Raw genomic sequence first — 10,156 nt, 5'->3', positions numbered from 1 at the left:
ATATATAGCTCAATCAAAAAAGCTAAAAACTAAATCTTATCAAAATAAAGAAATCTTGCGTTCTTAGCTAACAAAAATACTCTATAAATGGTTTTTAAGTATTAAAATAACTTGATAAAAATTCAATTGTTACAAATACTGCTGTTTTATGTCGAGTTAATTCAATTATTTTAAAACACTAAAATCATTGAAATTGCTAAAAAATTGTCTTAATGTGCAAAATCTTCGTTTTTAGGATATTGCCCGATTTAATTATATACATATTATCGTCTAATTTTAAAAAAAATTAAGAGAAAATATGTATAATTTTCATTTATATTGTTTTTTGTTGTTTATTTTTTTAACATGCTTGTCTATTTTATTATTATAAGTAAATATGATAAAATTAGCTTCCCTTGAATCAAATCATCTATATACTAAAATCATTGAGTATATTCTATTTTATTTCATGTCAATATCGATATATATTGTTGTACTAGTAAATTTTATATCATTATTTTTATATGTATTCAATCTTTTATTAGATTTTTCATTAACTGTTATTGATATTATTATTTTCTAAATAACCTAGTTTTGGATTTATTTTAAACTTTTTAAGTACTCTATATTATATATAGTATCCTCATCTTCTAAATCTAGTGATAATGCCTTTTTTAATGCAAAATCAGCTTCCTCAAATTTAGCTTCACACATAAACAAAATTGCCTTTATATTTAAAATCTTTACATCATCTGTAAATGTTTTTGAGTAGTCTTCAATCAATAATTTTGCATCATTTATTTTTCCATTCTCAATCATATTTTCTATACGAATAATAAAGTTATCTTTTAATAATTTAAATTCTTCACTTTCTGTCATACTTTCTTCTAATTCACTTATAAAGATTTTTATTATTCTATTGTAAAAAGGGTATTCATTTAATAATCTTCTCATATTATGTAGATATTCTAATTTTTCATTAGGACTATTTATCTTCCTTTTACCATCAAGTAGATGCTTAAATTCTAAAGTAAATTTATCTATATCATTACAAACAAACTTTATTAATTCACAATCATTTAAATTGCTATATATGTATTTTATGTATTTATAAGAGTACATTATATAAATATAAAAAAGTTCTTTATATTTTTTATCACTTAAATTAACACTTTCTAAAAGAACTTTAGATATAACTTTATAAACTCTTATCTTTTCTATTTGTGATGTATTAGGACAACTAATTATATATTTATATATTGATACATTAAAACTTCTTTCTAAGGCTAAAATATACCTTAAGTATTTCTCTATCCAAACGTATTCCATATTGTAAAAAATGTCTAATAAGTCAACTTTTTCTTCAAAAGCTATTTTTATAACACTCGCATAAACTATATCTTTTTCTTCATTTAGTATTTTTCTACATGTATCTAATGATACATGTTTGTTTATTCTTATTTTATTCAAAAGACCATAATTACCTTCAATATCACAAAGGCTTTTATATATGAACTCTTTCTCATCATCTTTTATATTATTTATAAAGTCTTCCATACTTCTATAAAAACTATCTCTTTCAACCTTCGAATTTGGAATCTCTCTATAATAGTTTTTTATGTCTTCAAATCTATTTAATTTATATAAGGACATAAATAAGCTAAAGTACACATTCTTCTTTTTTTCCACATCTTCAATATTATCATACTCTGAAATTACTAAATCATATTTCTCAAGCTTATAATAAATTTTTATCAATGTAATTATAGCCTCTTCTCTAAATCCTACAGCATCAGTATCTGAAAGCAAACTATTTGCTTGTGTACTCATTTCGTAATTATCTAGCAAATAAATATATCTTTTATATGAATTTATACTATTCTCATACTTTCCTAAATCAACTTGTGCTTGTGCAATATGATAATATATATCAATGTTATTTCTGTCCTTATTAATATATTTTAAGCATAATTTTTCGCACTTTTTAGCCTTTCCTAAATATAAATATACTTTTGCAAGATTTGTTATCAAGTATCCAGGTACTATTTCTAATTTTGAGTATAATTTATAAGACTTTTCTAGATAATCTAAAGCTTCTTGATATTTTCCTAATATAATAAGATTTTTCCCTATTTGATAATTTGTATATGGTGACTTCTCATCTTCTTTTAATTCCTCAAGTAACAGCTTTTCATTTCTTTTTACTTTATTTATTCTTATCTCTTCATCTTCAAACAAGTATCCATAATGTTCAAAATCAGCAATATTATTAAATATAGGATTTTTATACATTGGTTGTTCATGAATTTTACCACAGTATTTAAAATCAACGTTCTTGAAAAATCTCAAAACTGAACAATATCCATATAATTTTTTATCAAATGAATAAAGATTTTTTAGTCTTACTGATGCAGAATTAAATTTTTTATCAAGAGCATCTTCAAAAAATTTTATAATATTTGAAGAATCAATTAATACTTCATCTGCATCCAATATAAGTAACCATTCACCCTTAGCGTATGATATAGATATATTTCTCATACTAGAGAAATCACCATTCCAATTATGAAAGTACACTTTTTCTGTATATTGTTTTGCTATTCTTATAGTGTCATCTGTAGAACCTGTATCAACTATTATAAGTTCACTCTCTATTGAATTTCTCAATGTGGCTAATGATTTTAAAGTTTTTTCAAGTATCTTTTCTTCGTTTTTGACCATCATAACTATACTAAGTAACATATATATTTTCCTTTCAAAATCATATTTCTAAAAAAAGAAAGGAATAAAGCAAAGCCTTATCCTTTCTTTTTTATTCAATATACTAAATTAATTATTCTATCCTAATAATTGTAAAACCCCTTGTGGTTGTTGATTAGCTTGAGCAAGCATTGACTGTGATGCTTGAACTAATATATTCATTTTAGATAAGTTAACCATTTCTGAAGCAACATCTGTATCTCTTATTCTTGATTCTGCTGCCGTAACATTCTCTAAAGTATTATTTAAATTGTTTTGAGTTGATTCTAGTCTGTTTTGTTGTGCACCTAATTTTGCTCTTGATGAGTTTAAACTCTTAAGAGCTGCATCTAAGCTAGATACCATAGTTTTAGCTGCATCTGTTCCTGTAGTTCCACCTATTATCAGACTTCCTATTGAAGTAGTTGTTATACCAGCTCCAGACATTATACTTGCAGTATTTACTAATTGAATTCTTATCTCATTGTTATTATAAGTTGTACCTGCAACATTAGATCCATAATTTGCTCCAACTTGTAATCTTATTGATGAAGAGCTTCCATCAAGTAGCTTCTTACCATTAAACTCAATTGAACTTGATATTCTTTCAACTTCATCTTTTAGTTGTAACAATTCATCAGCTATCTTTTCTCTTTCTTCAGCAGTATTAGTCTCATTTGCAGATTGTACTGATAAAGTCCTCATTCTCTGTAGTATGTTACCAGTTTCTTCTAATGCACCTTCTGCTGTTTGTACAACAGATATACCATCCTGAACGTTTCTTCCTGCTTGGTCTAAACCTTTTATTTGAGATCTCATTTTCTCAGATATAGCAAGCCCAGCAGCATCATCAGAAGCTCTCTTTATCCTAATCCCAGAAGATAGCTTCTCCATAGATTTACTTTGTGCATTTACATTTCTACCCATTTGGTTATTTGCTATCAAAGCACTTACATTTGTATTAACTCTCATTATTTTACCCTCCTTAGTATAGTTGACATCCTTGTCATTTCTACTTTTTACATTTTTTATTAATCTTTCACTTATATAATCGGACAAGCTAATATATAACTTTATACTTTTTTATTAAAAATATTTACTTTTTCTCTATTTAAGCTATAATACATTGTGTTCACTTCTTTAGTAAGTTTATACTCATGTAATTCTTTTTTTACTTCTAATAATTGTTCTTGTAAAATATCTCTTATTCTATCATCAATTTCAATTAATTCCATTCTATTATAAAACTGTATAAAATCATTTCTATCAATTTCACTTACACTATTTATAATCTCTTGTCTTTCACCTAATTTACTACTTATCTTTATATATTCTTCTTTTTCAATCAAATTTATAATTTGTAAAGATATGTCTTTATATAAATTTAGTTTTTCTTTTAATTTATCCATAACTAATTACCTTGTGCTTGTGAGAAGTAGTTCATTTGGGAAGAATACTGATTCAACAAAGATTCCAAAGCCGAATATTTAGCATAAAGTCTTTTCTCTTTATCATTCATTTTTTCAATTAGCCTACTTATATTTCTTTCTTGCTCTGCAATTTGTTTTGAATATACGTTTTGACTAGCAGAAGAAGAATTTTCCATACCTGCTTTTTTAGTAAATTTAGAAGTTGAACTTCCAGAATATTCATATACAATATCTTTTAACTTTTCAAACATCCCCTTATCATCATAATTTGAAGAATAACCTGCTAGTGTTTTGTATACTTTATCACTATCATCTATAAGAGCCTTTGAAAAAGCATCTGCATTAAATGATATTTGACCTTTTTTATTGTAATTTTCACTTTCATTGATACCTAGTTTTCTTAATGTAACAATATTTTTTCCATCTCCAAAAAATGCAGACTGAATATCTTCAATAAAAGCTCTTAACTCATCATCATTTCTAAGTATGCCTTCTTTAGCTTTCTTTTCCCACTTTTCTATTTCTTCAGTTGTCATCTCTTCTTTTTGCTCATCTGTAAGAGGTGGATAACCTTTTGGTTTTTTAGTAGTAACTAAACCATAGACCTTGTCCATCAATTTATTATAATCATCCACAAATGCCTTCATTTTTTTAACAGCCTCTTCAGTATCAGTAACAGAAGTCAGCTTTGCAGTTCCTTTTGAATTTACATTATACTCAATATTATCTATATTAAATGAATTCTCTTCTTTATTTATATGCGTTACTCTTCCATGTTCATCAGTTACATCAGCTTCTAGATTTTTTCCATATACAGTTGCCACTTGGTTCCCACTAGCATCAGTTGCAAATGTAATACCATTATCATTAGCAATTTGCTGAGCTAAATTGTTATTTCCAATTACTTTTAAATCAATGTCTGATGACGAACCAGTCTTTTTTCTCGAAATAATCAATTCACCTGTCATCTCGCTATAAGAAGCCTTTATATCATTATCTGCACAAAGTGAGTTTATCTTACTTACAATAGTACTTGTAGTATCTTGTCCAGATATTGGTATATTTACACCACCTATATTTAAAGAACTTGCTCCACTAGCATTTGGAGGAAACTGTTGAACAATAGGGTCACTTGAATTCAATTTAATAGTTACTTTTGCTGGTTCAGCCATTTGAGAAACTGCAAATTGATAATTTATTTTTTCTGCACCAGCCGAGCCTTTTGCTACTACAATGCTTTCATCAGAACTAGTGATTTTTGTAGCAGAATATGCTTTTTTATTTGTTATATTATTAGGAGAGTCTGGAGCTAGATACTTATCATAAAGATTCTTTGACTCTTTTATAACATCCCTGTATATTTCTTGCTTCCATTTAACGATTTGTTGCGCTTGTTTTGCTTTATTAACTTTCTCCTTATCTCTAATCATACTAGCTTCTATTATGCCTTCCATATCAAAATTTCCTGAAAGACCTGTAACTCTTATTGGACTTATACTTGACATATATTTATCCCCCCATCATGATTATATTTATAGTTTATTATATACTTCATGCCATGTATCTCTTATTTGTTCTACTATTGGCAATATATCATCAATTACTTTAATATCTTTCTTTATATCAGCCTTTGCTAATTCGTGTTTTATGAATTCATAAACTTTATACATATCCTTTGCCCATTGTCCTGCACTTTGGTCTAATGTAACCATTAATTCTGCAAATATATTTTGAACTCTAACGAGTTCATTATGTGCTTTTAAATAGTCCTTATTTAAAAGTGCAACTTTCGATATATTAGTATATTTGACTGTACCATCTACAAGTATCAATAGTAATTCTTCTTTTGATAAGCCATTTAATTCAGTTAAATTTAACTCCATTATTTATACCTACTTCTTTCTTCTTTACTTTTTTTATCAGCTTCATGCCATGTATCTTTAATTTGCTCTATTACAGGTAATACATTATCTATTATTTGTATATCTTTTCTGATATTTGCCCTTGAAAGTTCATATCTTACAAAATCATAAACTCTATACATATCTTTCGCCCATTGACCTGCATTTTGGTCTAATGTAACCATTAGCTCTGTAAATATATCTTGAACTCTTATAAGCTCTCTATGTGCTTTTCGTGTATTTTTATCTATAATAGCTCCTCTGGCCATTTTTGTATATTTTAAGGCACCATCAACAAGCATAAGCAATAATTGTTCTTTTGATGCCATAAAAATAGCATTTTGCTTATAAGAATTATAAGGATTTTCTCCATACATATATTACTTCCTCCAAGTGTTTTATTTTAATGATTTTAAGATTTCAAGATTTTTATTTGTGGCTTTTATATTTTCATTTTTTATTTTTTCATATATTTCTTTTCTTAAGATACTTATATTATTAGGAGCAGATATGGCTAATTTTATGTTATTTCCATCTACGCCTACAACTTTTACTTCTATGTTATCTCCTATAAGCACTGCTTCATCTTTTTTTCTCGAAATTACTAGCATCCACCATCACCTCTTAATAATGGATGCCATATTGAATATTCCTCATCCTGTAAGATTATTTGCATTCCGCAATTATTTCTTACATTTATTACTATAGGTGCTTTCATATTCACAGTTGATTCTTCAAGTGTTTGACCAATAGTGATTATATTAAGCAATATAATATCATTTGGAGATTTTACTTCAAGTTTTTCTATTGTTTCTTGATTTAGGACTATTTCATATTCCTTAATAATTTTAAATGGTGATACAACAATAAATCCTATACAATCTTCTTCAGTAGAATTAAATTCTTTTAAAATATCTTCATTTTCTATATCCAAAAGCTCATATTCTTTTAGGTTTTCAAATCCTAGTATTCCTTTTTTTAATGTAACCTTCATCATGACTGCGTTATTTTACTATATATAATCTAATATAGATACATTAAATAACTTTCCTCCTGTTTGTAGTGAAGCTTGATAAGTTAATTCTGCAGCCTTTAATTGAACAAGCTTTTCCCCGTAATCTATCTCATTATTTTGCGATAAAATATCCTTTAACTGTATCAAACTTTCATCATTTTTTTCTTTCATAGTATCCACCGTATTTGCCTTTGTACCATATATAGACCTAACATTTACTGTATTATTTATTAGATTCTCCATATCACCTAAACAAGTTGTTGTCAAATCTTTTATATTCGCATCACTTGGATTTGCTAGTTTCTTTGATATATTATTTAACTTTTCAAAAGGGTCAGGTTTTGTTGGATCAAATCCAAGACTACTCAACTTAACATTATAATCTACACTGATTCCTTGAGCTACATCCACACTCAAAGAATCATTTAATTTATTAAGATTTATACTAGAATTAAACTTTAAGCTTACTGATCCATCAGCATTATCTACACACTCAACAGGTGGTGTGCCCGTATCCGAGCCTGAAAATATGTACTTACCTTCATGTGTTGCATTTAAAGCACTTGCTATTTCTTTCATTTTTTCATTGATTGAATTACTAATAGTTTTTATTTCGTCATCTGAATATGAACCATTACCACTTGATACCAACCCCTTCTTTATATCTGCTAATAAATTACCAAGTTGACCTAATGAAGTATCTGTCATTTCTAACCAATCTGCTGTATCTTTACAATTTTCAATATAAGTTTCCATAGTTTTTATTTCACTTTTTGAATTCAATATCTTTATTGCCTTATATGGATTATCTGATAGTTTATTTATTTCTTTCGTCGTGTTAACTTGTCTATTGACCTTGTCTAATCTTTGTAAATTATCTTGCAATGAATTTAGATAACTACTAGACATCATACCTGTACTAACCCTCATTATAAATTCCTCCTTTTATTAGATTATTCCATTTATTACAACATCCAATAGTTGTACTGCTGTTGACATAACTTTTGCACTAGCTTGATAGGAACGTTGTACTTTCATGAGTTCTGCCATTTCTTCATCTAAAGATACACCTGAAACACTCATTCGTGAATTATCAACATTATTTATAATTTTACGTTGATTCACTTCATCTTGATTAACTTTTTGAGAATCTAAACCTACCGATTCTACAAAAGCCTTATAGTGGTCACTTATTGTGCTTACTTTTCCACCAACTGGCCCAATATCTATTTTTTCATCCTTTAACTTAGCAATCTTTGAAGCTTCTTGAGTAGTAAGCTTTAATTCATTTGGATTACTTTTTATCGCTGGATTTACTTTTATAATATCTTCACCAGCTACATTTGAGGTTACAAAAAAATCTCTTACAGTTATTCCAACAGATGCATTATAAGCATCATTTATCTGTTTGGCTAATCCATCAGATACATCTTTTAAGTCGCTTTTATATGTATCAATTTTACCATGCATTTCAAACAAACCTTGTAAAGTTCCTGATATACCTGTTTTCCAAGTTCCATCTGCATTTTTCAACTCATTAAGTTCCAATTTACCATCTGAAAGCATATTTTTAACATCGCTATTTTCAAGATCTAACTTAAAACTCAAATTATCTAATATTCTATCTCTTTCATCAAGCAAATCATTTGGCGTAGAACCAGAACCAGAGATAATATCAATAGATTTATTTAAGTCTTCAAGACTTTTTAACATGTCATTTATTTGTTTTATCTCAGTATCTATATTAGAATCTATATCTCCTTTTAACTTATCAAGCTTCTTATAACTTTCGCTTATTAAAGTTGCTAAATTAGATGCATTTTCTACCACTAGACTTTTTCTACTTTCACTATTTATATCCTTTGATAATGATTCCCATCCTTTAAAAAAATCATCTATACCTGCAGATATTCCATAATCTGACGGTTCATTTAGTATAGTTTCTATAGTATTATAATAATCATATTTTGAAACTGTATTCCCATACTTATGAGCTTCTGCTCTAAATTGGTAATCATAAAAACTATTTCTAGCTCTTGTTACATCTGTTACATGTACTCCAGTACCTAATTGTCCTCTTCCAATTGAATTGCTCAAACTAGGCATATACATTGGACTATTTGTAGCAAAATCGGTCCTTTGCCTAGAATAACCGTCTGTATCTAGATTACTTATATTATGAGAAATTGTCTGTATTGATTTTTGGTGCGCATTCATTCCTGAATTAGCTGTATTTAAAATGGAAAATAATCCTGCCATATTTCTCCTCCCAATATCTATTTTCTAATATTTCCATAAGAATTATAAGTTGTAGTTTGTTTATCAGCTGGTTTTATGAAATTAATCATTTTTTTCGTGAAAATAAGTTCTTTCTTCATTAAAGAATCATTTGATTCTTGTTGATTTTTAGCTAAAACAATAATATGCTTTAAGTCTATATATATTTCTTTTAAATATTCATCTTGACTGTTTTCAACAACTTCACTCATTGAAACATCATCCCCCAAAAGTTGTCTTCTTTTTATTTCTATAGATGCAAGTTCTCTACTAATATCCTCTAGTTTAGGATTCAACCTATTTAGATTTTCTAAGTCTTTTTCAATTATATAATCAAATTGTTCTTTTAGTAATTCCATCATATTACTAATTATCTTTTTTTCTTCATATATTATGACTTTTAAGTCTGCAATCATGACTTTATCCTCGCATCTCCTCTATCATTTTTTTAGCAATTTCTTCTGGTTTAATTTTGTAAGTTCCATTTTCTAACGCACTTTTTATTTCTTCTATTTTTTTATTTCTAGTCGCTTCATCGCTCATATTTGATACACTTGACATTTCCTTTGCAAATTTAGATAGTTCTATCTTGTCTGTTTTATCAGCTTTTTGAACTTGTTGCACCTTTTTTACATCCGATTTATTCTTTAGATAATTATTTACTACAATATTTGAACTTACACTTTTAATATTCATAACCTCACCTCCAAAATTACATCCTTATATTTTAATTATCGCTCAAAAAAGAAAAATATTTATATGATTCAAATAGATTTTAAATTTTTTATAAAAATACCCCTTGATTAAACTAATAT

At 27.3% G+C, this 10,156-nt stretch carries 12 protein-coding genes; all 12 read right to left on the bottom strand.

Annotation, left to right across the window (positions count from 1 at the left end; genetic code table 11):
* Positions 1–579: 579 nt before the first annotated feature.
* Positions 580–2,721 (bottom strand): glycosyltransferase, encoded by a 2,142-nt coding sequence (locus KGF42_RS17905; RefSeq protein WP_227826811.1) that lies wholly within the window; start codon positions 2,719–2,721, stop codon positions 580–582.
* Between the two features lie 96 nt (positions 2,722–2,817).
* Positions 2,818–3,690, bottom strand: a complete 873-nt coding sequence (locus KGF42_RS17900) for a flagellin (protein WP_227826810.1) — start codon at positions 3,688–3,690, stop codon at positions 2,818–2,820.
* Positions 3,691–3,791: 101 nt separating this feature from the next.
* Entirely contained in the window at positions 3,792–4,127 is a 336-nt protein-coding gene (locus KGF42_RS17895) for a flagellar protein FliT (protein ID WP_227826809.1), read from the bottom strand.
* A 2-nt stretch (positions 4,128–4,129) separates the two neighbouring features.
* Positions 4,130–5,653, bottom strand: coding sequence for a flagellar filament capping protein FliD (gene fliD, locus KGF42_RS17890; RefSeq protein ID WP_227826808.1), 1,524 nt, complete (start codon positions 5,651–5,653; stop codon positions 4,130–4,132).
* A 27-nt stretch (positions 5,654–5,680) separates the two neighbouring features.
* A complete protein-coding gene (gene fliS / locus KGF42_RS17885; protein WP_227821305.1) occupies positions 5,681–6,031 on the bottom strand; it encodes a flagellar export chaperone FliS in 351 nt (116 codons plus the stop codon).
* Complete coding sequence (gene fliS, locus KGF42_RS17880) at positions 6,031–6,426, bottom strand: flagellar export chaperone FliS (protein WP_227821306.1); 396 nt, start codon at positions 6,424–6,426, stop codon at positions 6,031–6,033. Before fliS (KGF42_RS17880) ends, fliS (KGF42_RS17885) begins: the two co-directional genes overlap by 1 nt.
* Positions 6,427–6,447: 21 nt before the next feature.
* A complete protein-coding gene (csrA, locus tag KGF42_RS17875; RefSeq protein ID WP_227821307.1) occupies positions 6,448–6,660 on the bottom strand; it encodes a carbon storage regulator CsrA in 213 nt (70 codons plus the stop codon).
* Positions 6,654–7,046 (bottom strand): flagellar assembly protein FliW, encoded by a 393-nt coding sequence (gene fliW / locus KGF42_RS17870; RefSeq protein ID WP_227821308.1) that lies wholly within the window; start codon positions 7,044–7,046, stop codon positions 6,654–6,656. Before fliW ends, csrA begins: the two co-directional genes overlap by 7 nt.
* Positions 7,047–7,061: 15 nt before the next feature.
* A complete protein-coding gene (gene flgL / locus KGF42_RS17865; protein WP_227826807.1) occupies positions 7,062–7,994 on the bottom strand; it encodes a flagellar hook-associated protein FlgL in 933 nt (310 codons plus the stop codon).
* A gap of 18 nt (positions 7,995–8,012) precedes the next feature.
* Positions 8,013–9,323 (bottom strand): flagellar hook-associated protein FlgK, encoded by a 1,311-nt coding sequence (flgK, locus tag KGF42_RS17860; RefSeq protein ID WP_227821310.1) that lies wholly within the window; start codon positions 9,321–9,323, stop codon positions 8,013–8,015.
* Between the two features lie 17 nt (positions 9,324–9,340).
* A complete protein-coding gene (locus KGF42_RS17855) occupies positions 9,341–9,757 on the bottom strand; it encodes a flagellar protein FlgN (RefSeq protein WP_227826806.1) in 417 nt (138 codons plus the stop codon).
* 4 nt (positions 9,758–9,761) lie between these two features.
* Positions 9,762–10,037, bottom strand: coding sequence for a flagellar biosynthesis anti-sigma factor FlgM (gene flgM / locus KGF42_RS17850; RefSeq protein WP_227821312.1), 276 nt, complete (start codon positions 10,035–10,037; stop codon positions 9,762–9,764).
* Positions 10,038–10,156: the final 119 nt, after the last annotated feature.

This window comes from Clostridioides sp. ZZV15-6383, assembly GCF_020657735.1.
Taxonomy (GTDB): Bacteria; Bacillota; Clostridia; order Peptostreptococcales; family Peptostreptococcaceae; genus Clostridioides; species Clostridioides difficile_D.
The sequence above is the reverse complement of the archived record's forward strand: the minus strand, read 5'-3'. Positions and strand labels throughout refer to the sequence as shown.

Bases quoted from the DNA above. Each gene is read 5' to 3' on its own strand.
- KGF42_RS17855 (WP_227826806.1), bottom strand. From the start codon at position 9,757: ATGATTGCAGACTTAAAAGTCATAATATATGAAGAAAAAAAGATAATT.
- flgK (WP_227821310.1), bottom strand. From the start codon at position 9,323: ATGGCAGGATTATTTTCCATTTTAAATACAGCTAATTCAGGAATGAAT.
- flgM (WP_227821312.1), bottom strand. From the start codon at position 10,037: ATGAATATTAAAAGTGTAAGTTCAAATATTGTAGTAAATAATTATCTA.
- KGF42_RS17900 (WP_227826810.1), bottom strand. From the start codon at position 3,690: ATGAGAGTTAATACAAATGTAAGTGCTTTGATAGCAAATAACCAAATG.
- KGF42_RS17895 (WP_227826809.1), bottom strand. From the start codon at position 4,127: ATGGATAAATTAAAAGAAAAACTAAATTTATATAAAGACATATCTTTA.
- fliW (WP_227821308.1), bottom strand. From the start codon at position 7,046: ATGATGAAGGTTACATTAAAAAAAGGAATACTAGGATTTGAAAACCTA.
- fliD (WP_227826808.1), bottom strand. From the start codon at position 5,653: ATGTCAAGTATAAGTCCAATAAGAGTTACAGGTCTTTCAGGAAATTTT.
- fliS (WP_227821306.1), bottom strand. From the start codon at position 6,426: ATGTATGGAGAAAATCCTTATAATTCTTATAAGCAAAATGCTATTTTT.
- KGF42_RS17905 (WP_227826811.1), bottom strand. From the start codon at position 2,721: ATGTTACTTAGTATAGTTATGATGGTCAAAAACGAAGAAAAGATACTT.
- fliS (WP_227821305.1), bottom strand. From the start codon at position 6,031: ATGGAGTTAAATTTAACTGAATTAAATGGCTTATCAAAAGAAGAATTA.
- flgL (WP_227826807.1), bottom strand. From the start codon at position 7,994: ATGAGGGTTAGTACAGGTATGATGTCTAGTAGTTATCTAAATTCATTG.
- csrA (WP_227821307.1), bottom strand. From the start codon at position 6,660: ATGCTAGTAATTTCGAGAAAAAAAGATGAAGCAGTGCTTATAGGAGAT.